This window comes from Streptomyces shenzhenensis (genome assembly GCF_003688995.1).
In the GTDB taxonomy this organism is placed as follows: domain Bacteria; phylum Actinomycetota; class Actinomycetes; order Streptomycetales; family Streptomycetaceae; genus Streptomyces; species Streptomyces shenzhenensis_A.
The window spans coordinates 1-23,919 of sequence record NZ_PENI01000062.1 but is presented as its reverse complement, the minus strand read 5'-3'; the positions used below and the strand labels follow the sequence as shown (position 1 = coordinate 23,919).

At 71.8% G+C, this 23,919-nt stretch carries 28 protein-coding genes and 1 pseudogene; 11 read left to right on the top strand and 18 right to left on the bottom strand.

What is annotated here, in order from left to right:
• The 4 genes from CTZ28_RS49875 to CTZ28_RS45510 form a co-directional block, all read right to left on the bottom strand.
• Positions 1–131, bottom strand: a 131-nt coding sequence (locus tag CTZ28_RS49875; RefSeq protein WP_398658078.1) for a transposase, incomplete at its 3' end; no start/stop codon positions are given.
• Positions 132–168: 37 nt separating this feature from the next.
• Positions 169–819 carry a hypothetical protein gene (locus CTZ28_RS45520; protein WP_121895814.1) on the bottom strand — a complete coding sequence of 217 codons (651 nt, stop codon included), beginning with the start codon at positions 817–819 and terminating at the stop codon, positions 169–171.
• A 202-nt stretch (positions 820–1,021) separates the two neighbouring features.
• On the bottom strand, positions 1,022–1,588 hold the full coding sequence (locus CTZ28_RS45515) for a TIGR04222 domain-containing membrane protein (protein WP_121895812.1): 567 nt from the start codon (positions 1,586–1,588) through the stop codon (positions 1,022–1,024).
• A gap of 172 nt (positions 1,589–1,760) precedes the next feature.
• On the bottom strand, positions 1,761–1,997 hold the full coding sequence (locus tag CTZ28_RS45510) for a hypothetical protein (RefSeq protein WP_121895810.1): 237 nt from the start codon (positions 1,995–1,997) through the stop codon (positions 1,761–1,763).
• A 318-nt stretch (positions 1,998–2,315) separates the two neighbouring features.
• On the opposite strand from CTZ28_RS45510, the gene CTZ28_RS45505 reads away from it, so the two are divergent.
• From CTZ28_RS45505 to CTZ28_RS45480, 6 genes are all read left to right on the top strand, one after another.
• Positions 2,316–2,567 (top strand): hypothetical protein, encoded by a 252-nt coding sequence (locus CTZ28_RS45505; RefSeq protein WP_121895808.1) that lies wholly within the window; start codon positions 2,316–2,318, stop codon positions 2,565–2,567.
• Positions 2,568–2,614: 47 nt separating this feature from the next.
• Complete coding sequence (locus tag CTZ28_RS45500; protein WP_183154900.1) at positions 2,615–2,926, top strand: helix-turn-helix domain-containing protein; 312 nt, start codon at positions 2,615–2,617, stop codon at positions 2,924–2,926.
• A gap of 152 nt (positions 2,927–3,078) precedes the next feature.
• Entirely contained in the window at positions 3,079–3,591 is a 513-nt protein-coding gene (gene uraD, locus CTZ28_RS45495) for a 2-oxo-4-hydroxy-4-carboxy-5-ureidoimidazoline decarboxylase (RefSeq protein WP_121895804.1), read from the top strand.
• A 2-nt stretch (positions 3,592–3,593) separates the two neighbouring features.
• Entirely contained in the window at positions 3,594–4,010 is a 417-nt protein-coding gene (gene uraH / locus CTZ28_RS45490; protein ID WP_121895802.1) for a hydroxyisourate hydrolase, read from the top strand.
• Between the two features lie 4 nt (positions 4,011–4,014).
• The gene (pucL, locus tag CTZ28_RS45485; RefSeq protein ID WP_121895800.1) at positions 4,015–4,962 is read left to right on the top strand and encodes a factor-independent urate hydroxylase; all 948 of its coding nucleotides are present in this window, start codon (positions 4,015–4,017) and stop codon (positions 4,960–4,962) included.
• Between the two features lie 116 nt (positions 4,963–5,078).
• Positions 5,079–6,458 (top strand): 8-oxoguanine deaminase, encoded by a 1,380-nt coding sequence (locus CTZ28_RS45480; RefSeq protein ID WP_121895798.1) that lies wholly within the window; start codon positions 5,079–5,081, stop codon positions 6,456–6,458.
• 20 nt (positions 6,459–6,478) lie between these two features.
• Here the strand turns inward: CTZ28_RS45480 and CTZ28_RS45475 are convergent, their stop codons facing one another.
• The 5 genes from CTZ28_RS45475 to CTZ28_RS45455 all read right to left on the bottom strand — a co-directional run bounded on the left by CTZ28_RS45475 (position 6,479) and on the right by CTZ28_RS45455 (position 10,087).
• Complete coding sequence (locus CTZ28_RS45475; protein WP_147481300.1) at positions 6,479–6,871, bottom strand: putative periplasmic lipoprotein; 393 nt, start codon at positions 6,869–6,871, stop codon at positions 6,479–6,481.
• 76 nt (positions 6,872–6,947) lie between these two features.
• Entirely contained in the window at positions 6,948–7,370 is a 423-nt protein-coding gene (locus CTZ28_RS45470) for an acyl-CoA thioesterase (RefSeq protein WP_121895794.1), read from the bottom strand.
• Between the two features lie 55 nt (positions 7,371–7,425).
• The gene (locus tag CTZ28_RS45465) at positions 7,426–8,076 is read right to left on the bottom strand and encodes a hypothetical protein (protein WP_121895792.1); all 651 of its coding nucleotides are present in this window, start codon (positions 8,074–8,076) and stop codon (positions 7,426–7,428) included.
• Between the two features lie 89 nt (positions 8,077–8,165).
• Positions 8,166–8,765 (bottom strand): histidine phosphatase family protein, encoded by a 600-nt coding sequence (locus CTZ28_RS45460; protein WP_121895791.1) that lies wholly within the window; start codon positions 8,763–8,765, stop codon positions 8,166–8,168.
• 113 nt (positions 8,766–8,878) lie between these two features.
• A complete protein-coding gene (locus tag CTZ28_RS45455) occupies positions 8,879–10,087 on the bottom strand; it encodes a pyridoxal phosphate-dependent aminotransferase (RefSeq protein WP_121895789.1) in 1,209 nt (402 codons plus the stop codon).
• Between the two features lie 87 nt (positions 10,088–10,174).
• On the opposite strand from CTZ28_RS45455, the gene CTZ28_RS45450 reads away from it, so the two are divergent.
• On the top strand, positions 10,175–10,801 hold the full coding sequence (locus CTZ28_RS45450; protein ID WP_121895787.1) for a winged helix-turn-helix transcriptional regulator: 627 nt from the start codon (positions 10,175–10,177) through the stop codon (positions 10,799–10,801).
• Between the two features lie 54 nt (positions 10,802–10,855).
• Here CTZ28_RS45450 and CTZ28_RS45445 read toward each other — a convergent pair whose 3' ends face one another.
• Genes CTZ28_RS45445 through CTZ28_RS45435 form a run of 3 tightly spaced genes read right to left on the bottom strand, consistent with a single transcriptional unit; the run spans position 10,856 to position 14,463 of the window.
• Positions 10,856–11,668, bottom strand: coding sequence for a hypothetical protein (locus tag CTZ28_RS45445; protein WP_121895785.1), 813 nt, complete (start codon positions 11,666–11,668; stop codon positions 10,856–10,858).
• The gene (locus CTZ28_RS45440; RefSeq protein ID WP_121895783.1) at positions 11,668–12,930 is read right to left on the bottom strand and encodes a VWA domain-containing protein; all 1,263 of its coding nucleotides are present in this window, start codon (positions 12,928–12,930) and stop codon (positions 11,668–11,670) included. The genes CTZ28_RS45445 and CTZ28_RS45440 overlap by 1 nt, the downstream gene beginning before the upstream one ends.
• Positions 12,931–12,939: 9 nt before the next feature.
• Positions 12,940–14,463 (bottom strand): IucA/IucC family protein, encoded by a 1,524-nt coding sequence (locus CTZ28_RS45435; protein ID WP_121895781.1) that lies wholly within the window; start codon positions 14,461–14,463, stop codon positions 12,940–12,942.
• A 128-nt stretch (positions 14,464–14,591) separates the two neighbouring features.
• Here CTZ28_RS45435 and CTZ28_RS45430 point away from each other — a divergent pair, with 128 nt between their 5' ends.
• From CTZ28_RS45430 to CTZ28_RS45420, 3 genes and pseudogenes are all read left to right on the top strand, one after another.
• Positions 14,592–16,094: an IucA/IucC family protein gene (locus CTZ28_RS45430; RefSeq protein WP_121895779.1), complete on the top strand. Its 1,503-nt coding sequence runs from the start codon at positions 14,592–14,594 to the stop codon at positions 16,092–16,094.
• Between the two features lie 105 nt (positions 16,095–16,199).
• Positions 16,200–16,361: pseudogene (locus CTZ28_RS50085) on the top strand (IucA/IucC family protein); the annotation flags it as partial.
• Positions 16,362–16,637: 276 nt separating this feature from the next.
• Positions 16,638–17,546 (top strand): alpha/beta fold hydrolase, encoded by a 909-nt coding sequence (locus CTZ28_RS45420; RefSeq protein WP_398658069.1) that lies wholly within the window; start codon positions 16,638–16,640, stop codon positions 17,544–17,546.
• A 137-nt stretch (positions 17,547–17,683) separates the two neighbouring features.
• Here the strand turns inward: CTZ28_RS45420 and CTZ28_RS45415 are convergent, their stop codons facing one another.
• From CTZ28_RS45415 to CTZ28_RS45405, 3 genes are all read right to left on the bottom strand, one after another.
• Entirely contained in the window at positions 17,684–19,177 is a 1,494-nt protein-coding gene (locus CTZ28_RS45415; RefSeq protein ID WP_259472109.1) for a CehA/McbA family metallohydrolase domain-containing protein, read from the bottom strand.
• Positions 19,178–19,353: 176 nt separating this feature from the next.
• Positions 19,354–19,722, bottom strand: coding sequence for a VOC family protein (locus CTZ28_RS45410; RefSeq protein ID WP_121895773.1), 369 nt, complete (start codon positions 19,720–19,722; stop codon positions 19,354–19,356).
• A 35-nt stretch (positions 19,723–19,757) separates the two neighbouring features.
• A complete protein-coding gene (locus CTZ28_RS45405) occupies positions 19,758–20,531 on the bottom strand; it encodes an oxidoreductase (protein ID WP_121895771.1) in 774 nt (257 codons plus the stop codon).
• Positions 20,532–20,600: 69 nt separating this feature from the next.
• Between CTZ28_RS45405 and CTZ28_RS45400 the strand changes: the two genes are divergently transcribed.
• Entirely contained in the window at positions 20,601–21,191 is a 591-nt protein-coding gene (locus CTZ28_RS45400) for a TetR/AcrR family transcriptional regulator (protein ID WP_183154899.1), read from the top strand.
• Positions 21,192–21,547: 356 nt separating this feature from the next.
• On the opposite strand, the gene CTZ28_RS45395 is transcribed toward CTZ28_RS45400, so the two are convergent.
• From CTZ28_RS45395 to CTZ28_RS45385, 3 genes are all read right to left on the bottom strand, one after another.
• Positions 21,548–22,093 carry a hypothetical protein gene (locus tag CTZ28_RS45395; protein ID WP_259472108.1) on the bottom strand — a complete coding sequence of 182 codons (546 nt, stop codon included), beginning with the start codon at positions 22,091–22,093 and terminating at the stop codon, positions 21,548–21,550.
• A 315-nt stretch (positions 22,094–22,408) separates the two neighbouring features.
• Positions 22,409–22,723 (bottom strand): hypothetical protein, encoded by a 315-nt coding sequence (locus tag CTZ28_RS45390; RefSeq protein ID WP_121895769.1) that lies wholly within the window; start codon positions 22,721–22,723, stop codon positions 22,409–22,411.
• A 597-nt stretch (positions 22,724–23,320) separates the two neighbouring features.
• The coding region (locus CTZ28_RS45385) for a PP2C family protein-serine/threonine phosphatase (protein ID WP_147481299.1) at positions 23,321–23,919 on the bottom strand (599 nt) is incomplete at its 5' end.

Here is a 23,919-nt window from a genome sequence, read left to right as displayed (position 1 = left end):
GTGCCGGTCTGGAACTTGAAGGCGATCGCGTCGATCACCTCCCGATGATCACGCCAGCGACCACCCCGTCTGGGCGTCCGGTCCGGGAGCAACGGCTCGATCCGCGCCCACTGCGCATCACTCAACGGCACACCCGGACCAACGACCAACTGATCCAAACGAAACCGCCTAGGTGCCTGTTCTGTGCAGGTGGGTGGCGTGGGTGTTGACGGGGTGTGGGGTGCCGGTGAGGTCCAGGAGGAACAGGGGGATGCCGAGGGCGTCGGCGCGGTCGCGGGCGTCGTCGGCGTATCCGGCCAGCGAGAAGTAGACGCACTCCGCGGACTCCGTCATGGCGGTCAGCCACAGGCACTCGATGTCGCGCAGTGAGGCCGGTCCGACGGTCGGGTCGACCTGGGCCAGCAGGCCGCGCGCGGCGAGCCCGATGCCCGACGGCGGCCGCTGGTCGGCGCGGCGGATGTCCCGGTAGCCCAGCCAGCGCAGATAGAGCACGGCGTTGGTGACCACGTCGCGCGCGGTGCGGATGAGCGTGGGCCGGAAGGCCGCCCGGGGTCCGGCGTCGGCCGCCGCCGGGATCCGCAGGACCGTCCCGCACGGGCAGCCCAACTCCGGGTGCGGCCACTGGTCATGGCGGCCGCAGGCCGCGCAGCGCACGGTGATCCAGTCGTCGTCCCAGGCCCGGTGCGCGAGCACCGTCGGTGCGCCGTCCGGGGCCAGCGTGGGGGCGACCGGGGCGCCGCACGCGCAGGGATACGCGGGCGCGGTGTAGACGTGCTCGCGCCGGCAGGCCGGACAGCGCACCGGCAGGTTCTCGGGCATGGCCCTCTTCCACCTTCTCCAAGGCGTCGTGTCAAGACAGCCGTCCCATCGTGCCCCCGTCGGACCTCTGCTGTCCGTCTCTTGACGACCTTTGCCCCCCACCTGCATCGATTTCAGCGCGCACTGGGCGCCGGGCGTCCGGGCTGATCAACACCGTCCGGCAGAGGGGCAGCGCGGGCCGCCCCTCGGGTTCTCCCCGGGGTCAGACCGTGCCGCAGCCGAAGCCCCCGCCGCCGCCACCCCAGGACTGGCGCAGCTCGCGTTCCGTGGTGCCGCCGCGGCCGACGAGGCCCGCCTCCCGCGCGAACCGGGGCGCCAGCCCGGTCAGGGCCGCGTCGCCGTGCACCGCGACGAGCAGCAGCTTGTCCTCGGCCGACAGGCCCGACCTGCGGATCGGCAGGGGGTGACGGTCGCGCAGCTCCTTCATCAGGCGGCGCCCGGCGCGGGTGCGGCCGGGCGGAAAGCCACGCAGCAGACCGGCGGCGGTGAGCTCGCGGCCCAGCTCGGCCAGGGCCGTGCGCACCCCCTGCCGGTCCAGCAACTGGCGCAGGCCCGCGGGCCGGTACAGCGAGGCGTGCACGGCTCGGGTGAGCGGCGCCCGGATCCGGCCGTCGGCCGGCCCAGCGGCCTGCATCGTGCCGGCCCGGCCCGCGCCGACCGCACCCCGCAGATGCAGTTCGAGCACGGCGACCGTGACGGCGGCGCGGCGCCCGCCGCGTATCCGTGCGATCTCGTGCGGCTCCAGCGCCGTCGTGATGTCCCCGCCCATCGCGCACCCCCATGCGGACGGCCCGCCGCCCCCGTGCCGGCGGACCCCGCGTACCGGGAATGTGCCCGCGACCGGGGGTGACCGAAGCGTCCCGCGGCGCGGTTCAGAGGTTGATTTGAGGGTGCCGTAGCCCGCGTACGCCGCGAGCCCATGTGCCCGTACGTCCGATGAGCTACGGCTCGGGTTCCGACAGCCCCGGCCAGTCCTCCGGGCCGCCGCCCAGCCACTCGACGAGGTCGCTCTCCTCGACCTCGATCCGGTCCAGGTCGGCCGAGCGCAGGATCTCGATCACGTCGTCGAGATGCGAGGCGACGCCCAGCGTCACCGCGCCCTCGGTGACCCGCCGGGAGCCGTCCAGTGCCGGAGGGTGCACCACGATGTGCGGATGCTCCGCCGATGCGTGCGTCATGACTTCAGGCTCCTGCGGTACGGACGGCTCCGCACCCCCGAGGAGGCTGGGCCGCCCGGCGGCGCGAGGCCGGGCCCGACAGGACCGGTGTCGACGGCGGCATCGCCGGGAGGCTGGGGGAGCCCGCCTCAGATCCGGGCGCCGGACAGGCGCTGCACGGCCCGCAGCAGGGCCGAGTGGTCCCGGACATGACCAGACCCCACCGGGCATCCGTAGCTCTGCTGATCGCCGCGGGCGAGTCCGTTAAAGTCGTGTCGGAGCGGTTGGGGCACACCAACGCTGCGAACGCGCAGGTCAGAGCCATGCCATGGGGGCACAGTGCGATTGCGGGTGGAGTTCACGACGGAACCCTTCGACCTCGACGAGGCTCCGGCGCATGCGCTGGCGGCCCGCGAGGTCATCGAAGGGGCCGAACTGGACGCGGTGGACGTCGGCCCGTTCGGCAACACCGCGGAGGGTGCGGCCGACACCGTGCTCGGCACCGTGGACGCCCTGCTGCGCAAGTCGCTCGACGCCGGTGCCACACGGATCTCGCTCCAGGTCAACGTGATCGGGGAGGGCGGCCATTGACCGGGGACGAGCCTTTCATCGCCGCCGTGAAACCGCTGGTCGACGCCATGGGCGGGGAGATGGTGCCGCCGGACCTGGCCGGTCCCGACGATGTCGTGCTCTCCTGGGCAGGCGTGGACGTGGTGGCCGTACGGCTGCCGCAGCTCGCCGACTCCCTGGAGCACATTTTGGCCGCCATGGAACGCAAACAGGGCAGGCCGCTGGCCGATCTGGACCGCAAGGCCAAACAGGAGGTCGTACGGGTGCTGGAGGCGCGCGGCGCCTTCTCGGTGCGGCACGGGGTGGAGACCGTCGCCGGCGCGCTCGGGGTCAGCCGCTTCACCGTCTACAACTACCTCAACCGCGAGAAGGAGACCTGATCGCGGCCTTGACCACGGCCGCCGTCCGAAGACTGGGCGGCGGCTTCTTGTCACCCGGAATTTTCAACAAAGTGTTGACGCTGTGTGGCGCAGGGCGTTAGCTGTCGGCAGCCCGATCCGCACCAAGGCCCCTCGCGGCCACGGAGGCACCCGTGACTTCGACCGACACGCCCCCGGGTCTGGCCCGGTTCAACGCCCTGGCGGAGCACACGGCCCGCGCCGCCCTCCACGAGATGTGCGCCGCCACGGCCTGGGCCGGGCATCTGCTGGCCCACCGGCCCTACGCCACCGCCGACGACCTCTACGCCGCCGGCGACGCCGCCATGGCCGGTCTGACCGCCGAGGACCTGGCGGAGGCGATGGCCGGGCACCCGCCGATAGGCCGGCCCACGCCGGGCGACCCGGTCTCCGCCCGGGAACAGCGCGGCATGGCGGGCGCCTCCGCGGAGCTGCGGGCCGAGCTGCTCGAACTGAACCTGGCCTACCAGGACCGGTTCGGCCAGGTGTTCCTCATCTGCGCCACCGGGAAGACCGCCGCACAGATGCGGGACGCGGTCAGGGAACGGATCAGTCATACGCCCGAGCGGGAGCGGGAGATCGTCCGCACCGAACTGGGAAAGATCAACCGTATCCGACTGGCCCGACTCGTCGAAGGGGACGCCTGAGCATGACCACCAGCACCGCCGCCGCCCAGCACGGTCCGGTGTCCACGCACATCCTGGACACCAGCATCGGCCGCCCCGCCGCGGGCGTCGCCGTCCGGATCGCCGCCCGCGCCGGGCGCGACGCGGACTGGCGGGCACTCGGCGGCTCCACGACCGACGCGGACGGGCGGTGCAAGGACCTCCCGGCGCCGCCGGAGGGGACCACCCATGTACGGCTCGACTTCGAGGTCGAGGCGTACTTCGAGACCCATGCGGAGAAGCGAGCCGATACGCGGCAGGACGCCCCCGCGAACCGGGACAGCGGAGCCGGTGTGTTCTTCCCGGAGGTGGCGGTCACCTTCGCCGTGCGGCCCGGGGAGCACTACCACGTACCGCTGCTGCTCACCCCGTTCGGCTACTCCGTTTACCGAGGGAGCTAGCGAGATGACCGTCGATCCCCGCCCTGCCCGCCCCGTCGTCCTGGGACAGAACCAGTACGGCAAGGCCGAGAACCGAGTCGTCAGGATCACCCGCGACGGCGCCACCCACCACATCAAGGACCTCAACGTCTCCGTGGCGCTCAGCGGTGACATGGACGACGTCCACCACTCCGGATCCAACGCCAACGTCCTGCCGACCGACACCACCAAGAACACGGTGTACGCGTTCGCCAAGGAGTACGGCATCGAGTCCGCCGAGCAGTTCGGCATCCATCTCGCCCGGCACTTCGTCACCTCGCAGGAGCCCATCAGGACCGCGCGGATCCGCATCGAGGAGTACGGCTGGGAGCGGATCGCGACCTCCGACGCCGGCTCCCGGCCGACCGGCGCGGACGAGGGCAGGCACTCCTTCGTCCGCACGGGCCAGGAGACCCGGCTGACCCAGATCACCTACGACGGCGCGGCATGGGAGGTCGTCTCGGGCCTCAAGGACCTGGTCGTCATGAACTCGACGAACTCGGAGTTCTGGGGCTATGTGAAGGACAAGTACACGACGCTCCAGGAGGCCCACGACCGGATCCTGGCCACCCAGGTCGCCGGCCGCTGGCGGTTCAACTGGAGCGACGACGAGCAGCAGATGCCCCCCTGGGAGGAGTCCTACGAGCAGACCAGGAAGCATCTGCTCCAGGCCTTCGCGGAGACGTACTCGCTCTCGTTGCAGCAGACGCTCTACCAGATGGGCGCGCGCATCATCGACCACCGCGGCGAGATCGACGAGGTCCGCTTCTCACTGCCGAACAAGCACCACTTCCTCGTCGACCTGGAGCCCTTCGGGCTGAAGAACGACAATGAGGTGTACTACGCCGCCGACCGCCCCTACGGCCTGATCGAGGCCACCGTGCTGCGCGAGGGCTGCGAGGCGCGGATTCCCGTGGACCTCACCAATCTCTGACCGGCCCGCCTTCGGCACCCGCGGCCGGAGAGCAGCGCTGTCCGGCCGCGGCACGCACCTCACCGGGTCCTGCCGTGCCCTCTCCCCTTCGGTCCACCGAGCGAAAAGGACGCACCATGGCAGCAGCCCAGCGCATCGTCATCGAGAACGGTGCGATCGCGACGGTCGACGCCGACGACACCGAGTACGCGAGCGGGTACGTCGTCATCGCCGGCCACCGCATCGAGGCGGTCGGCGCGGGCAGGGCCCCCGAGGGCCTGACGGACGTGGTACGCCGCATCGACGCCGCCGGCCATCTGGTGACCCCGGGCCTGGTCAACACCCACCACCACTTCTACCAGTGGATCACCCGCGGCCTGGCCACGGACCACCACCTCTTCGACTGGCTGGTCGCGCTGTACCCGACCTGGGCGCGCATCGACGAGCCGATGGTGTACGCGGCGGCCCAGGGCTCGCTGGCGATGATGGCCCGTGGCGGCGTGACCACCGCCATGGACCACCACTACGTCTTTCCGCGGGGCTCAGGCGACCTGTCCGGCGCGATCGTCCGCGCCGCCCGCGAGACCGGCGTCCGGTTCACCCTGGCCCGCGGCTCGATGGACCGCAGCCGCAAGGACGGCGGACTGCCGCCGGACTTCGCCGTCGAGACCCTGGAGGACGCCCTCGCCGCGACCGAGGAGACCGTCCGCCGGCACCACGACGCCTCCTTCGACGCCATGACCCAGGTCGCCGTCGCGCCTTGCTCGCCCTTCTCCGTCTCCACCGAACTCCTCAAGCAGGGCGCCGAACTGGCCCGCCGGCTCGGCGTGCGCCTGCACACCCACGGCTCGGAGACGGCCGAGGAGGAGAAGTTCTGCCGCGAACTGTTCGGCATGGGCCCGACCGACTACTTCGAGTCCACGGGCTGGCTCGGCGACGACGTGTGGATGGCGCACTGCGTCCACATGAACGACTCCGACATCGCGGCCTTCGCCCGCACCGGGACCGGCGTCGCCCACTGCCCCTCCTCCAACGCGCGCCTCGCCGCCGGCATCGCCCGCGTCCCCGACCTGCTCGCCGCCGGCGTGCCGGTCGGCCTCGGCGTCGATGGCACGGCCTCCAACGAGTCCGGCGAACTCCACACCGAGCTGCGCAACGCCCTGCTGATCAACCGCCTCGGCGCCCATCGCGAGGCCGCGCTGAACGCCCGTCAGGCGCTGCGGCTCGGCACGTACGGCGGCGCCCGGGTGCTGGGGCGCGCCGACCAGATCGGCTCGCTCGAGCCGGGCAAGCTGGCCGACGTGGTGCTGTGGAAGATGGACACCCTCGCCCACGCCTCCATCGCCGACCCGGTGACCGCGCTGGTCCTCGGGGCGGCGGCGCCGGTCACCGCCTCCTTCGTGAACGGCCGGCAGATCGTGGCGAACGGCCGTCTGCTGCACGTCGACGAGGACGCCGTCGCCCGCTCCACCCGAACACAGGCCCAGCGCCTCGCCCGGCTCACCACACAGAACTGACCAGCCGAAGCCCCGGCTCCTCAGAGCGGGGTCTGGTGGACCTCGGTCACCGCCACCCCGCCCGTGCCCTGACGCCCTTCCCAGGGGATCCATACCGTTCCGTCATCGACATGCCCCGCTAGAACCGTGCGGGAGACCCATTTCAGGTCGGACGCGAGCCCGTCGCCGTCGAGGAAGGCGAACGCGATCTTGTAGGCGACCGGGGCCCGGGTGGTGTTGCGGATCGTGTACTCGGCGGAGAACACGAGGCGGCCTTCGCGCCGTTCGGTGCCGTACCCGGACACCTCGACCGGTGTGGCCGCAGCGCTGTCGACGGGGCGTGGGGCGCGGCCGTCGGCGCAGCCGTTCAGGAGCAGCGCTGCGATGACGGCCGACCCCATGGCCCCGGCTCGGACGAGGCGGTGGCTCCTCAAGTGCCCTCCCCCGGAACGGAGTTCATGGCCTGCTGTGCCCAGTGTCCAGCGCGGCGCCGCCGAAGCGCCAGTGTCGCTACATGCCGAGCGGGGCGAGGTCTGTTGCCAGTTCTTTGAAGACCTCCCGTGGATCGGCGACCAGCTTCCGCAGCTTCAGGTCGAGGATCCCACCGACCGCGGTGATCTCGGCGGCCACCGTGCCGTCGGTCTTGCGTATCGTCTGCAGGATCCGGAACGTCTTGCCCCCGCTCCACTCGAACACGCAGGTCACATCGACCTCGTCACCGGCGAGCAGCTCGCGCAGATAGCGGATCCTGGTCTCCAGCGCGACCGGGCCGACGCCCTGGCCGACGAGCCGGGTCTGGCTGATCCCGACTGCCTGGAGCAGCGACCAGCGGGCGTGCTCCGCGTAGTTGAGGTACACCGCCTGGTTGAGGTGTCCCTGGACATCCGTCTCGTATCCGCGGACGGTCACCCGGACGGAAAACGGCTCGTTCACGGTTGGCCTCTCTCGTGTATGGCGCACTGATGTCTCCGATCCTGGCATGTCACCCTCACGCCCGGCGCGGGGATGCCAGTACGTAGCGCTCCCGCGTGCGCGGCTGCGTGTACTCGCCGGCCTGCCAGCCCGCCGTCTCCAGCGTGGCCGTGTACGCCCGCAGCGCCTCGGCGTCCGGCGCGTACACCGCGACCGCCTCCGGCTGCGGGGTCGCGCGCACCCGGTACCCGTCGGCGTCCGGCCCGGCCGGGCGGTGGCCGGCCGCCTCCAGGGCGAGCGCGGCGGCCCGCACCAGATGGCTGCGCTCCCAGCCGCACGGGCGGTCTGCGGCCCCGTCGGGGTTGGTCATCCGGCGCAGTTCGAGCAGGCCCTGCCAGGCGCTGCGCACCTCGCGCGCCCGCGCCGGGCCGGACGGGGTGCCGGCCTCCTCGGCGCCGCCGACACGGGCGGCGAAGACCCCGCCGTCGGTGGCGGGCGCGGTGGCCGGTGCGGCAGGTTCGGTGGGGCCCGCGGCCGGCGGGGCCGGCTCGCGCAGGCGGTGCCCGGCAGGGGTGAGGAAGTGGTCGTGCGGCGGACGCGGATGCCGGAAGGCGAGCCCCCGCTTCACCAGCGCGGCGAGCTGCGTGTCCGTGCCCCGCAGCCGCCCGGTGACCGGGTCGGCGGCGTCGATCACACGCCGCTGCGCGGCGGTCGGCGGTAGGGCCACGGTCTGCTCCTCCCCGTTGGTCGGCTCCTTCGGAGCCTACGACCCGGGTCCGACAGCCGGGGTCCGCGGGCGCCGGGCCTGTCTTCGGGTCAGGGGTCTGGTCGGAGGTTCCAGCCCGTGATGACCGGTCGGTCGTGCTCGGTGCCCAGTCGGCACAGCGTCCCGGTGGCCAGCAGGAACAGCGCCCCGTGTGCGGGCGGCAGCCCGAGCCGGCGGGCGGTGAGGACCCGCAGGAAATGCCCGTGCGCGACCAGGAGCACGCCGCCCTCGGTGCCGGCGAGCGCGGCGTCCACCCGGGCCAGGACGCGGTCGGCCCGCTCGCCGACCTGCTCCGGGCGCTCCCCCGGATGCCCCGGCGGGCCCGGCGCCACCCCGTCCGTGAACAGGAACCAGCCGGGCCGGGTGCGGTGGATCTCCGCGGTGGTGACCCCCTCGTAGCCCCCGTAGTCCCATTCGTGCAGGTCGGCGTCGACGCGGGCGCCGGCCACCCCGATCAGCTCGGCGGTCTCCCGGGCCCGTCGCAGGGGGCTGACGAAGGCCGCGCCGATCCGGTGCGAGCGCACCAGCGGAACCAGCCGCCGCGCCTCGTCCCGGCCGTGCCCGGTCAGCGGCACGTCCGTCCAGCTGGTGTGCCGTCCGGACCGTGACCACTCGGTCTCACCGTGCCGGACGAGAAAGAGGTCACCCACCGGCCCGCCCTTCCCGCTCGTCTTCCGGCACCGTGGCACAGGAGGCCGGTGGCCCGCAGGCGGGACTGGGCCGGACGGCCGCCGGGCGGCACCCGCGGGCGGCCCGTCGGCGGCTACTGCCGGTACCCGCCGAGGAAGCGTCCGATCCGCCCGATCGCCGCCTCCAGGTCGTCCGCGTACGGCAGGGTGAGGATCCGGAAGTGGTCCGGGGCCGGCCAGTTGAAGCCGGTGCCCTGGACGACCTGGATCTTCTCGCGGAGCAGCAGGTCGAGGACGAACCTCTCGTCGTCGTGGATCCGGTGCACCTTGGGGTCGAGGCGCGGGAACGCGTACAGCGCGCCCTTGGGCTTCACACAGGACACGCCGGGGATCTCGTTGAGCCGTTCCCAGGCCACGTCCCGCTGTTCCCGCAGCCGTCCGCCGGGCGCGGTCAGTTCGCGGATGGACTGCCGGCCGCCGAGGGCGGCCTGGATGGCGTACTGGGCGGGCGCGTTGGCGCACAGCCGCATGGAGGCCAGCATCGTCAGGCCCTCCAGGTAGCTCTTCGCGTGCTGCCGCGGGCCGCTCACCACCAGCCAGCCCGAGCGGAAGCCGGCCACGCGGTACGTCTTCGACAGCCCGCAGAAGGTGAGGACGACCAGGTCGGGGGCGAGCGCGGCGGTGGAGTGGTGGACGGCGTCGTCGTACAGGATCTGGTCGTAGATCTCGTCGGCGAAGACCATCAGACCGTGCCGGCGGGCGAGATCGAGGATGCCTTCGAGGATCTCCTTCGGGTAGACGGCCCCGGTCGGGTTGTTCGGGTTGATGATGACCACGGCCTTGGTGCGGTCCGTGATCTTCGACGCCATGTCGGCCAGGTCCGGGTACCACTCCGCCTGCTCGTCGCACAGGTAGTGGACCGGCTTGCCGCCCGCCAGGGTGGTCACCGCCGTCCACAGCGGGAAGTCCGGTGCGGGTACGAGGATCTCGTCGCCGTCCTCCACCAGCGCCTGGACGGCCATCGACACCAGTTCGGAGACGCCGTTGCCGAGGAACACATCGTCGACGCCGACCGGGAGGCCCAGGTTCTGATAGCGCTGGGCGACCGCCCGGCGGGCGGAGAGGATGCCGCGCGAGTCCGTGTAGCCGTGCGCCTGCGGCAGCATCCGGATCATGTCCTGGAGGATCTCCTCCGGTGCCTCGAAGCCGAACAGTGCGGGGTTGCCGGTGTTCAGGCGCAGCACGCTGTGGCCCGCCTCCTCCAGCGCGTTGGCGTGCTCGATCACCGGACCGCGGATCTCGTAGCAGACCTCGCTGAGCTTGTTCGACTGCCGGAACTCCATGCGCCGCTTCCCCTCAGATAACTTGTGTTGCTTGGTTTTACCAAGTGGGAGCTTGGAAAGTCCAACAACATGTCTAGACTGCGTCGCATGTCACCTCGCCGAAGCTACGACCAGTACTGTTCCGCCGCCCGCGCGCTCGACCTCGTCGGCGACCGCTGGACCCTGCTGATCGTCCGGGAGCTGCTCGCCGGTCCGCGCCGCTACACGGACCTGCACGCGGATCTGCCGGGGGTGAGCACGGACGTCCTCGCCTCACGGCTGAAGGACATGGAACGGGACGGGCTCACCACCCGCCGCAGGATGCCCCCGCCCGGCGCCGCGTACGTCTATGAACTGACCGGGCGCGGAAGGGAGTTGCTGCCCGTGCTGCAGGCGCTGGGCGCGTGGGGGCAGCCCGAGCTGGGGGAGCGCAGGCCCACCGACGCGGTGCGCGCCCACTGGTTCGCGCTGCCGCTGCTGCGGGCGCTGGCGGGCGAGGGACTGGTCGAAGTCCACCTGGAGGAAGGGGACTTCCATGTGTACGCGGGCGGCGCGGCGGGGCCGGTGTACGGCGACGGGCGGGCCCCCGAGGAGCCGGACGCGCGGCTCGCGATGGACACCGAGACCTGCACGGACATCGCCCGCGGCGCGCTGACCCTGCCCGACGCGGTACGGGCCGGGCGCGTCGCCGTCACCGGCGACGGCATACTCGCCAAGGCGCTGCGGGCGGCCTGAGATCCGGAGGACATGAACAAGGAAGGCCCGCCGGACGGCGGGCCTTCCTGGGGCTCAGGCGCCCGGTGGTATGCGGGAGGGGCGTCCCGGGCCGCGGGTCAGCGCGTATCCGCCGATGCCGGCGAGCGCGGCCAGCGCACCGCCCACCGCGGTCCACACCCAGCGGTCCGACCACCAGCCGGACGACCAGCCGCCGTCGGGCTCGATGCTGGAGAGCACCGCGGACTTCACCGACCCGTCCTCGCCCGGGTCCGCGGCGGAGTCCGACGCCACCGAGATCCCGGGGACCAGCGGCTGCGCCAGCGAGCCGTCCACCGCGGCCGAGCCGCCGATCTCCTTGGACTCGACGCGGACTTCGGCGCTCACCGGCAGACCCAGATCGGCCGGGGCGGCGTTCACCACCGTCAGCCGGACGTAGTACGTGCCCGGCAGCGGGTCGTTCGCCCACGGCTCCGACCAGGCCCGTACCGTGCGCAGCACGCAGGCCGCCTCGACGGTCGCGGCGCCCTCGGCCGCGGTCCGGGTCTGGGCGCCGTACTGGCAGGCCTGGCGGCGGCGCAGGCCGTCGTACACGTCCAGCTGCCACGTCTGGGCGCCGTGCGCGTCCGGCAGCTTGACCGTGGCCCTGATGTTCGGTCGCTGTCCGGCGTCCGCCGCGAACGACCAGTACAGGTAGTCGCCGGTGGAGCCGCTCGCGGTGGCCTGCTGCTCCTGGTCGATCTCGGTCGCCGTACGGAACGACGTACCCGCCCGGGTGGGCGCGCCGTCGTCGGTGGCACCCGGCGACGGGGAGGAGTCGGCCGCGGCGGGACCCGCGGCCAGCCCGAGCGCCAGCAGGGCGCCGCTCAACACATGTGTGATTCGCATCAGTTGGTCCTCCAGACCGCGACACGCCAGCGCGACAGCCAGCCCCACAGCAGACCGGCGACGAAACCGGTCAGCACCAGCGCGCCGAGCAGCCACCAGCCGCGGCCGAGACCGAAGGCGGCCACGTCGCTCGCCCTGCTCGGGCCGTCCACGACGTCGAGGGTCAGCTCGAGCGGCAGCCCCGGCGTCGTCTTCACTCCGGCGGCCGCCGAGAAGGAGTTGGTGACCTGGAGACACACCGACTCGGCGGTGACGGTGTCGTCGTCGCTCTCCGGCTTCGGGTAGCGCAGGCCCGTCGAGAGGACGTCCGTACGGCCGTTGCCCGTCGCCTCGCCGCGCACGATCTCCCGGCCGTGCACCGTGACGGCCCGCAGCAGCACCCCGTAGTCGGGGTTCACGGCCCGGTCGGCGGCCACGCTCACCGACGCGCGCAGCTCCTGGCCGGGGTTGAGGTCCACCTTGTACCAGCGCTGCTGCCCGAACTCCTCGCGGTCCGTGTACAGCCCGGCCTTCAGCGCGGGCGCCTTCGCGCACTCGGTGGCCCCCTCGGTGGCCACCGGAGTCACCACCGGTTCCGCGGCCCGGTCCACCAACTCGCCGACCCGGTCGGTGAGTTCCTCCTTGTGCTGTACGGAGGTGTAGGTGCCGCCGGTGGCGTCCGCGATGCAGATGAGCTGATCGCGGGTCTTGGCGTCGGGCACCAGGCCGAGCGTGTCGATGGTCAGCCCGATGCCCTTGGCGGCTATCTCGCGGGCCACCTCGCACGGATCGAGCGGCTGGCAGGTGTCCTCGCCGTCGCTGATCAGGACGATACGGCGGGTGCCGTCGCCGCCGTCGAGGTCGGTGGCCGCCTGCTGCAGCGCGGGCCCGATCGGCGTCCAGCCGGTCGGCGCGAGCGTCGCCACCGCCGTCTTGGCCTCGGTCCGGTTCAACGGGCCGACCGGGTAGAGCTGTTCGGTGTCCTTGCAGCCCACCTTCCGGTCGTCGCCCGGGTAGTTGGCGCCCAGCGTGCGGATGCCGAGCTGCACCTCCTCGGGTGTCGCGTCGAGCACCTCGTTGAACGCCTGCTTCGCCGCGGCCATCCGCGATCCGCCGTCGATGTCCCGCGTACGCATGGAACCGCTGACGTCCAGGACGAGTTCGACCTTCGGAGCGGCCTGGTCCGTCTCGTCGGCGACCGCTCCGGCCGGGAACGCGATCCCGGCCGTCAGGGCGGCGAGCAGGGCGCAGACTCCCGCCGCCAGCCGTTGTGTTCTGATCATCGGCGGATCCTATTGATCAGAGGTGTCGGGTTCCAAAACGAACGGGTTGGGCAGCGCGGCCCACTGGTCACCGGGGGTTCGCGGGGACAGCCGCATCAGGGTCAGGGCCTTGGCCGGCAGCGGTCCCTCGCGCAGCGCGGCCAGATCGGCGGTGTGCGGCACGTCCGGCAGGGCCGCCGCCAGCGCCGTCCGCAGCGCCGGCCCCGAACCCGCGGCCCCGGCCAGCGCACCCGCCACCAGCGAACCGAACAGCTTGCGGCGCAGCGTCGGCACCTCGTCCGTGATCAGCCGGCCCGTCAGGGCGGGCGTGGCGATGCCGTGCCGGGCCAGCCGGGCGGGGCTGATCCGGATGTCGGCGAGGTCCCGGTAGACGAGACGCAGCGGATCACCCGCCTCGGACAGCACCACGAGCAGGTTCTGGCCGTGCGCCTCCAGGGCCACGCCCTGGTCCAGCAGCCGCAGTCCGACGGTGAGCGTGAGCCGGGCGAACGCCGCGAGCCAGCCGGGGGTACCCGGCAGACCGGTGGTGGCCAGCGCCGCCACCGGAAGCACGTACTCGCCCCGCCCCGCGAACCGCTGCGGCGACTCACGCAACACGGCGGCCAGATCGGGGGAGTTCGCGGTGGCCGCGCCCAGGGTGCGGGTGATGTGCAGCAGCCCGTCCGAGCGGTCCGAGAGGCCCTCCGCGAACGCCGACAGGGTCGCGGAGGCGCCCACCGAGTACGCCGAGATGTCCCGCACCGAGGACGTCAGCCGGGCGCTCAGGGCGGTCTTGACGTGCGGGCCGCCCGGAACGGCGAGGGTGCGCAGGGACATCAGCGGGTGGGCCGACGGGCCTTGCTCGCACGGCGACTTGAGGACATGGGCGGCCTGCCAGGGGTGCACGGGGATCAGCAGCCGGTCCCCGTCCCGCAGTTCCGCGGGCCACGCACCCGTCAGCAGGCACTCCGACGCGGCGACCGGCACCGTCCCCAGCTCCACCACCGGGCGGTGCTCCGGCCCGTACGCGAACTGCTCCGCCACCGAGAAACCGGGCCGAGCACGGCAGTTGGGATGGAACGGGTGGCCGTCGACCACCCGCTGCTCCCACTCCCAGTCCCGGCGCGGCCAGACGTCCGGGCCCGCCGGCTCCGGCTGACCGGCCCGCGACAGCGCCAACGAGGCGACGCTGTGCGCGAGTTCGGCCGCGAAGCCCGCCGCGTTCGGCACCGCGAGAGCCGTCAGCAGCCGGGCGGGGTCGTCGTACGCCGTGCCGTCCAGGAACACGGCGGTCACATACGCGTCGGTCGCGTACGGATCCGCGAGCGGCCCGTGCAGCGCGCGGCCGTCGGCGAGCCGCAGCGCCAGCCCGTGCGCCCCGGCCGTCCGCCGGGTGATCCACGGCAGTGGCTCGTGGGCCAGCGCCCGCCACAGGCGGGTCAGCACGGCCGCGCGGGCACCGGGCAGCTCGGCCGCGTACCGGGGCACGAGGCCGGGCCGCAGGCCGGCCAGTTCGGCGGCGACCTGGGCCTCGGCGGTGGGGGGACGGTGCACGGGCGGGCTCCTCGGGTGCGGGCGGAGTGGCAGTGATGCCGGCTTCGAGAGACATACTGATCGCCATCGGACCGTGTGGTTGCACAACACCGTGTGGGCCGTGACACCCTGTGGATGCAGAACGACGAATGGATCGCGTGGACCCCATGCCCCCCAGCGACGACGTCGGCGCGCGCGCCGACGCGTATGCCGCCGCGCCCCTGCTCAACTGCCTGCTCCGGGAGATCGCCGAGCCGTTGCCGGGGTCCGGCGAGCCGCGGGTCTACCGGCTGCCAGGCGGCGGCCGGCTGCTGCGCGTGCGCGGCCGGCGGCGGCCCGCCGCACCCGAGGTGCACACGGCCAGCGCCTGGCGGCCCGTGGACCACACCGAGCTGGTCAAACTGGTCGCCGACGAGCTGCGCCGGCACACCGGGGTGACCAACGACGATCTGCCCATCGAGATGATCGACAGCCGCGACGCGATCGCCGCGCTGCTCACCGCGCGCGCCGGGGCGACGCCGCCCGACGACCCGTATCTGCTCTCCGAGCAGTCCCTCGTCACCGGCCACCCCTGCCATCCGGCACCCAAGGCCCGCGGCGGCGGTCCGGTCCTCGGCTGGCTGCCGTACGCGCCCGAGGCGTACGCCCGTTTCCCGCTGGTGCTGCTCGGTGTGCGCGCGGACGCGGTGGTCGAGGAGGGCGACACCGCGGCGCTGGACGCCCTCGGCACCGCACCGCCCGGCTACCGGCTGCTGCCCGCCCACCCCTGGCAGCTCGACCTGGTCGCCCACACCCTCGCGCCTGCCTTCGCCGACGGACGCCTGCTGCGGCTGGGTACGACCGCGTCCGAGGCGTGGCCCACCGCGGCGATCCGCACCCTGTACGCGCCCGATCCCGATCTGTTCCTGAAGTTCAGCCTCGATGTGCGCATCACCAACGACATCCGCCGTCTGTGGCGCCATGACCTGCTGAAGCTGCGCCGCACCGACGAGGCCGCGAGCCGTGCCTTCGCCGCGTTCGACGGCCCCGCGGCCTGGCTCGCGGACCGCGGCTACCGCACCGCCGCCTTCGCGTTCGAGGAACTGGCCGTCCTGGTCCGCGACGGGCTGCACCGACATGTGCTGCCCGGTGCGACACCGCTGCTCGCCGCCGGACTGGTGGAGGGCTTCGCCGGCGACCCGCTGGCCACCGCCGACCCGGCGACCTGGTGGGCGGCGTATCTGCGCCAGGTCGTGCCGCCGGTCCTCGCCGCCTTCGCCGACCACGGCGTGGTGGTCGAGGCGCATCTGCAGAACACACTGGTCGCCGTGGACGACGCCGGGACGCCGGTGCAGGCGCTGTTCCGGGACGCCGAGGGGGTCAAGCTGCTCCCGGACGTGTCCCGGGCGGCCGGCTGGGAGCGGCTCGTGTACTGCCTGGTGGTCAACAACCTCATCGAGGTCGCCGCCGCCCTGGCCGAACGCCACCCCGGATTCGACCCCTGGCCGGCCGCCCGCCACGAACTGGCCCGGCACGGCCTGCCGGAGGCTGGGGAGTTGCTGGTTTCGCCCACGTTGCCCGGGAAGACGAACCTGTTGTTGCGCTGGACCCGCGCGGACGGCGCGGATGCCCGCTACCGCCCTCTACCGAACCCACTGGCCGCGGAGGCTTGAGACGGGAGGTGTCCCGATGCGGCGGCCGGCCCGTGTGGTCGGGCGGCGGCTTCGGGATTCCGTCGCGGAGCCCCCGCGCCCGCCCGGCGCCGGGCTGAGCAGCGTGTCGGTCGCGAACTGGCCCGGTACCACCTGCCGGAGGCTGGGGAGTTGCTGGTTTCGTCCACGTTGCCCGGGAAGACGAACCTGTTGTTGCGCTGGACCCGAGCGGACGGCGCGGATGCCCGCTACCGCCCTCTACCGAACCCACTGGCCGCGGAGGCTTGAGACGGGAGGCGCTCCGACGCTGCGGCCGGTCGGCCGGGCCGTGGGCAGGGTGTACTCCGCGTTCACCGCCTCCGACACCGTCGAGGCCCGCTCACACCCGGTGGCTTCGGATTTCACTCCCACGGCCCGCCTCTGTGACCCGGTTGGCGTGCGTGGTCGCGCGTCCTGGGGATGGACGGGTGAACACTCGGGAGCCGGGACCTCACGGAAAGCGAGACCGAGATGGCGTCATCCCCAGCCCCTGACGCGCGGTGCCGAATACGTCACGCACACCTCGTGGCGGCCGGGTCGGCCGCCACCCTGTGCGCGGCGGTGGCGGCCCCCGCCGTGGCAGGCGGCACCACGACCACCTCCCTACCCACCATCGTGCTGGTGCACGGCGCGTTCGCGGATGCCTCCAGCTGGAACGGGGTCGCCGAACGGCTCGAACGCCGTGGACACCATGTCATCGCCCCCGCGAACCCGCTGCGCGGGCTGTACAACGACTCCACCTACATCGCCTCCGTGCTGGACGACATCAAGAGCCCGATCGTGCTGGTGGGCCACTCGTACGGCGGCGCCGTGATCAGCTCCGCGGCCGAGGGCAACCCCCGGGTGAAGTCGCTGGTGTACGTGTCGGCGCTGATGCCCGACGTGGGCGAGAGCGGAATGTCCCTGAGCGCGCGCTTCCCCAGCGAACTGGACACCGCCACGAAGTCCGTGCCCTTCCGGGCGGGCGACGTCAGCGGAACGGACCTCTACCTGAAGCCCGACAAGATCCATCAGGTCTTCGCCGCCGACCTTCCGGAGCGCGCCACCAGGATCATGGCGGCCACCCAACGCCCCGTGGCGACGACCGCGTTCTCGGAGCGGGCCAAGTCGGCCGCCTGGAAGCACATCCCGTCGTGGCTCCTCGTCGCGAAGCAGGACCGGACCATCAACCCCGACCAGGAACGCTTCGAGGCACGGCGCGCGGGCTCACACACGGTGGAGATCGATTCGTCCCATGTGGCCATGATCTCCCACCCCGACGAGGTCACCGACCTCGTCCTCCAGGCCGCCACGCCGGCCGAGCCCGCCCGGCCCGCGCTGGCCACCAGCGGAGCCGGCGCAGCCACCACGCTCACCGGACTCGCCGCGTCCTCGCTGCTCGCGGGCGCGGGAGCCGTGTTCCTGGGGCGCCGCCTGAAGCGCCGCAAGCCCTGACATCCGACGCCCGCGTCCCTCCCGCCAGGTGTGCGCGGCGGGAGGAACGCGGGGACCGTGCCGTGCCTTCGCGTCACGGTCCGGGCGCGCGTGGAGAGCCGGCGGGTACGCGGCAGGTCACGCGGTTCAGCGTCGGGTCAGCGGACGTGGACGAAGACCGGGTTGGAGTAGAACCACAGGTCCTCCCACGGGCTTTCCTTGCCGTCGGCCAGCGGTTCGGCCTCGTCGGTGCTGGTGCCGCGCACACGGGCGTACAGGTCGGACTCGACACCGCGCAGGGTGTGCTTGATGACGTAGTCCTTGCCCTGCTTGTGCCAGTCGTTCGGGCCGAACCGCGCCACGACCTCGGTGGTCGGGTTGGTGTCGGCGTCGAGGCCGGCCGCGGGGCCGGTGATCTGACCGGTGATCAGGTCGACGCGGCGGACCTGCGGACGGTCACCGTTGTGGTTCGGGCCCGACAGCGGCCGGAACCTGATCTCGATCTCGACGTCGGTACGGTTCCTGCGGCTCACCGTGACGGTCTCGCCCACTCCGGCGCGCTTGCCCTGGCCGCGGGCGGTCACGTCGAGGTTGGTGATCAGGTCGCCGGTGGTGACGAAGATCCGGCCGTTGCGCAGCGCGTCCATGATGTCGGCGTAGTCCTGCCGGGCCAGCACATAGGTCTTGCTGTACTCGCCGGGCCAGAAGTCGGAGCCGCCGCGGGTCCAGTGGACGTGCGAGTCGGAGGTGGCGGTGATCCACCAGCGCCGTCCCTCACCGAGCAGCGAGTCCCACAGGCCGCCGACCCGGGCGGTCATCTGGTCGAAGCCGCCGTACGTCGGGTGGCTGCCGTAGCTGCCGCGGGCACCGCCGTTGAGCGGGGCCGCCTGGTGGCCGGGCGCGCCCTCGAAGCCGACGTAGACGTCGGGGGCGGCGTTGTTGCCGTTGCGGAACTCGCGCGGTGTGTCCTGTCCCCACACGCCCAGTCCGGTCGCCGAGCGGCTGGCGTGGTGGGCGATGACGAGGGGCTTCTGCCGCAGATCCTTGGCGTACTTGAGGAACTCGACCATCTTGGCCTCGGTGTCCCGGGCCGGGTCCCTGGGGAACGCGTCGAGCTTGGCGAACCTGCTCTCCAGGTCGTGGAGCATCTGCGCCTCGCCGTCGTGGCGCGGGATCATCAGCGTGTGGTGGTCCAGCGCCGGCGCGTCGAACTCCATGCCCCAGAACTGCAGCACCTCCGGCACCAGCCGGCGGGACCGCAGCAGGTCGGGGTACGCCTGCTCCAGGTTCACCTTGGCGTGGTTCGGGCCGCCGTGGTCCGTGCACATCGCCCAGGTCAGGCCGAAGTTCTTCGCCATGATCGCGTTGGTGACGATCGGGTAGACCGCGTCGCCGCCCTTGACGAACTTCGGCGGGTTGGCCGAGGTGTCCCAGTCGCCGCTGTACTCCGAGTGCACGTGGTGGTCACCGGCCCGCCACACCCGGCCACGCGAGTCGCCCCGCTTGCCTTCGCTCTTACCGTCCTCGTGCGCCCAGGCCGCGCCGCTGCCGACGATCGGGCCCGCCGCCGCGAGCGTCGCGCCGACACCCGCGTACTTGACCAACTGCCGCCGCGAGAACCGCGAACCGTCCTGCTCTTCACTCTCCGACAAAACCGGCACCTTCCATTGAGCCAGCTTCCGATGTGTCAACCATGAAGCCTTAAAGGGCAGACCAAAATCCCGGTGAACGAAGCCCGCCGGAACCACGAAGAGCGGCCCTTGGGGGACTGAACGCGTGTCGAACACGGCCGGACGACGTCGGCCGGCTCACGTCCGAGCGCTGCCGCTCAGACCGATCGGAGACAGAAGGGGTGGCCGGCCGGACTGGCGTACACCCGCCCGCCCTTCTGTGCTACGGGGTCGACGGCGTCAGTGGGCCGCAGCCGACGCGCCCCTGCCTCCAGCGCCGACCTGTCCGCGGCCACGAGGTCGTCCGTCGTCAGATCGAGGTGCATCTGCTGCGAGCCGCCTTCCGGCCACTTCGGGGGGACATGCCCCGGAGCCAGCTGGATCACGAACACCGGGAACCCGTCGGTCCGGAGGAAGTGGTGGGTCGCGGTCTTCGCGATCGAGCCGCCCAACAGCCGCTGCCAGAACGCACTCTCGGGTTCCAGTTCGGCAGCGTCGATGATCACTGCGCTGAGGTCGATGTTCATGCTTGTTGTCCGTCCTCCCCTGGCCGGCACCGACGTCACACCACCGGGATGATGCCGCCGTCGACCCGGAACTCGGCTCCCGTGAGCCACTTCGCCCGGCCGGACGCGAGGAACGCGATCATCTCTGCCACGTCCTCGGGGTCGCCGGGCCGGCCCATCGGCACGTTCAGGTGATCCATGACCTGCTGTCGTACCTCGTCCACGCCGACACCCTGCCGATCGGCGATGTGCCGGAGGTGCTCGACGGAGCCCGCGGTGGCCACAAAGCCCGGCAGGACACACACCACACGCACCCCGTGCTCGCCCACCTCGGTCGCCAGCTCGCGGCTGTAGGCATTGAGCGCCGCCTTCGCCGCCGCGTAGGACACTTCGGTGCGCTGCGGCAGGCGGCTCGCGATCGACGAGACGTGCACGACCACTCCGGAGCCCCGTGCGACCATCCCCGGAACCAGGACCCGGTCGAGCCGGACGGCACTGAGCAGGTTCATCTCCAGGTCCGCACGCCACGACTCGTCGGACCGCTTCAGGGTCGGCGCCGGAGCACTCGCGGCGCCCGCGTTGTTGACCAGGACATCCACCCCACCCACGCGGTCGAGGATCCGTCGGCCGAGGTCGGCCACTCCGTGATCCGTCGCAAGGTCCGCAGGGATGAAGGTGGCCGGCAGATCCTCCGGGGGCGTACTGCGCGAGGCAGTCAGCACCGTCGCGCCCGCAGCGGCGAATCGCCGGGCGGTCGCCTCGCCCAGACCGCGGCTGCCACCGGTGACCAGTACACGAAGGCCGCTGAGCCCCTCTTCCGGAACCGTCATGGATGTGCTCCCTCCAGTAAGGTGAGTCCGACTCCGGAAACCATACATAACCGGAGTCCGACTCACCTTATGGAGGCACTGTTGCCGTCGTCACGTCCGATGCGCGCTGATGCGCGGCGCAATCGCGAGGCGCTCCTGGCCGCGGCGCGGGAGGCGTTCCTCGCCGGCGAGGCCGACGCCCACGTGGAAGAGATCGCCCGGCGAGCCGGAGTGGCGGTCGGAACGCTCTACCGCCATTTCGAGACACGGGAAGCCCTCGTCGAGGAGGTCTATCGCCAGGAGGTCGACGAACTGTGCGCCGCACCCGGGGAGTTCCTCGACCGGCATGCACCGGACGAGGCCCTGCGTCGCTTCCTGCTGCTGCTCGTGGAGCACGCAGCCGTGGGCAAGGGAATGGCCGTCGCGCTGGAGAGCATCATGGCGACGGATTCACCGGTCTTCGACGACGCCCGTACGCAGATGGCGGAGGCTCTCGATCGGCTGCTCAGGGCAGGCACGGCCGCCGGCACCGTCCGTGGCGGTGTCAGCGGGCGCACAGTGCTGCGTGCGCTGGGAGGTATCTGCGGGATGCACGCCACGGAGGGGTGGCAGGACGAAGCCGTACGCATCACGGCGATCCTCTACGACGGCCTGCGGTACGGCGCGGATCACGCGGGCTGAGCCGACGTGGATCCCATGGGCGAGGCAAACCGGGGCATTCTCTGTCTGCGCCCGTGCCGGCGCCCCCGGTCTCCGTCAGCGCATGGCGTTCGGCTCGTGCCGTCGTCATTCGTTCGGGTGTGCCGGGGCGCCGGGGCGGAGCCGGTGGCCGTGGCGTGGGGCGGGCTCAACGGGCGGCGCCTTGGCGGGAGTCGGTCGCCGGGGCGGCCGGTGAGGTGGAGGGGCGGCCGACCCGGCGGGATGCGCGCGACACGCGGGGTGTCACACAATGGTGTGGTCCGGGTGCTGCCCGGAGGGGAGCCCCGGCCCGATTCCAGCGGGCCGGGGATCTCTGTCGTACGGCCGGTCAAGCCGGTTCAGTACTTGAACCCATGCTCCTTGATGACGCGGAAGCTGCCCAGCACCCCGTCCTTGACGAAGAAGCCCTTGGTCTTGTGTGGCTTCACGCCGGTACTGGAGCTGTGCGGTCCGACGGTGGCGATGGGGGCGCCGTTGTCGCAGACGGCTCCGCGGAAGACCTCGACGGTCTTGCGGCTGTCGTTGCGGATGTTCAGGGTCTTGGCGCCGAGGCCGCTGACCACGGTGATGCAGCCGTCCGGGTGGGAGGAGTAGGTCCGCTCGTTGATGTGGATCCGCCCCTCGTCGAATCCCTTCTCGAATCTCTTCTCGAATCCCTTTTCGAAGCCCTTGCCCCTGCCCTCCTTCTCCTCCTTCTCCTCGTTCCCCTCGTTGCCCTTTTCGTCGTTGCCGTCGAAGGGTGCCTGGACGGGAGCCGCCTGCAGGGCCGCGGGGGCCGTCTGGGCCGATGTGGAGGTGGCCGAGGCGTAGGTGATGCCGGTCGCGGCCAGGGCCGCCGCGGCCGCGATGCCGACGGTGACCGCCGTGGAGCGGGTCAGCAACATGCAACTTCTCCTGTCTGCGAGAGTCCGGCTGAGCAGCCGGCGCATGATGAACGTACAAACAGCTCCCGCGACTTTCCTGCCGGACATGTCGAGAGCCCGGCAGCGGGGAGCCGAACGAGGGACTCGCGGCACCCGTATGCCGCTCTCCCGACGGCCGACTACATGTCCAACTCCTGTGCGATGCAAGAGGATTGACGGTCACTTAGCCCTTCAAGGTGATTATCTGACTATCCGTCACTCCATCGACGGCGGCAGCGCTGCATGTGAAAGGGGCGCGCCTCGTTATCGGCGCGCCCCTCATGGTGGCGGCGTCGGCTATCGGAGCGCGATGATCACGATCGGCGCATTGCCGAAGCGGTGGCCGAAGCCGTGGCCGAAGCGGTTGTCGAAACGGTGATCGAAGCGGCGGTTGAAGCCGTTGTCGAAGCCGTTGTTGAAACAGAACCCAGGGCGGTCGAAGCAGAACTCGCGGTTGTCGAAGCAGCCACGGTCGAAGCACCGGTAGGTGGTCACATGGGTAGGCACGGCGGGGGCTGCTGAGGCAGTGCCCGCCGCGGTGATCGCGGCGCCGGCCATCAGGATGCCGGCCGCGGACGCTGCGACGAGGCGCCTCGTGCGGTGCGCTCGCATGATGGATGCACCCTTTCTTCAATTTCTTCAATCGGCTCGCGCGACTCTCGGCGACACGAGATGGATGACCGCAGCCGCGAGGAAGGGCGGCACGGCGGCGCTGCGGCCACTTCTGGTACGTCGCGGCGGACCTTTTGGATTGGCGTCCAGGCAGCCCGGGTGCAATCCCGTCGAGCGTCGTTTCCGTATGACTTCACGGGAGGCGATCCCTCCGGGCCGCACCCATCCATGAAGTGGCGGGAGGCACCATGACCTCCATCTCCGGTTCCGCGGTCTCCGAGGTCACCCTGAGGGCACTGGGAGCGTGCTGTGCCGTCGGAAACGCGGTGCTGCACGGTCTCCTCGTCCCTGATCATCTTGAGGAGAAGTTCTACATCGGGGTCCTGTTCGCCCTGGGCAGTGCCGTCATGCTCGGCGTCGCCGCAGCACTGGTGACCTTGCGGCGCCCCACGGTCGCCTGGCTGGCCGGTGCCCTCGTCAGTTTCGGAATGATCGTCGGTTTTCTGCTGTCGCGCACTGTCGGACTGCCGGCCGGCTACTACGAGGCCGGCTGGGACCCGCCGTACGGGCTGCTCTCCTTGGTCGTCGAGGGGGTGTTCATCCTCGCCTGTCTTGCCTGGCTGGGTGCGCTGCGGCCGGTGGCGCAGGAGGTGCGGGGGCCTGCTCATACCGATCGTGGGCCCGTCCGTGGCGGCTTGCGCCGTGCAGCAGATCGCCGAGGTGGAGTCCGCTGAGGGATGCGGTGTGGCTGCGTTGGATGGCGAGGAGGGCGGCGTCGTCGCCGAGTGCGCCGTGGGTGTGGGTGAGGAGGTCCTGCTGGACGTGGTGGACGAGGGCGGTGGGGTTGCTCTTCGCGTAGTGGGCGACTCGTTCTTCCAGGGGGTAGAAGGTGCGGGTCGGGTCGCGGGCTTCCATGACGCCGTCGGTGTAGAGCAGGAGGGTGTCGCCGGCCAGGAACGAGAAGGCGTGCGCGGTGCGGGCGCCCGGTCCCAGTTCCCAGGTGCCCAGGGGCGGTGCGGTGTGCGGGCTCGCGACGGCCGTCACGGTGCCGTGTCTGATCAGCAGGGGTGTGGGGTGCCCGCACACGGTCATCCGGGCCACGGGACTGTGGTCGGGGATCTCCAGCAGCAGTGCGGTGATGAAGTGTTCCTGGGCCTCCTCGTCCGCCTCGGGGAACTGCGTGAGGTAGCGGTGGA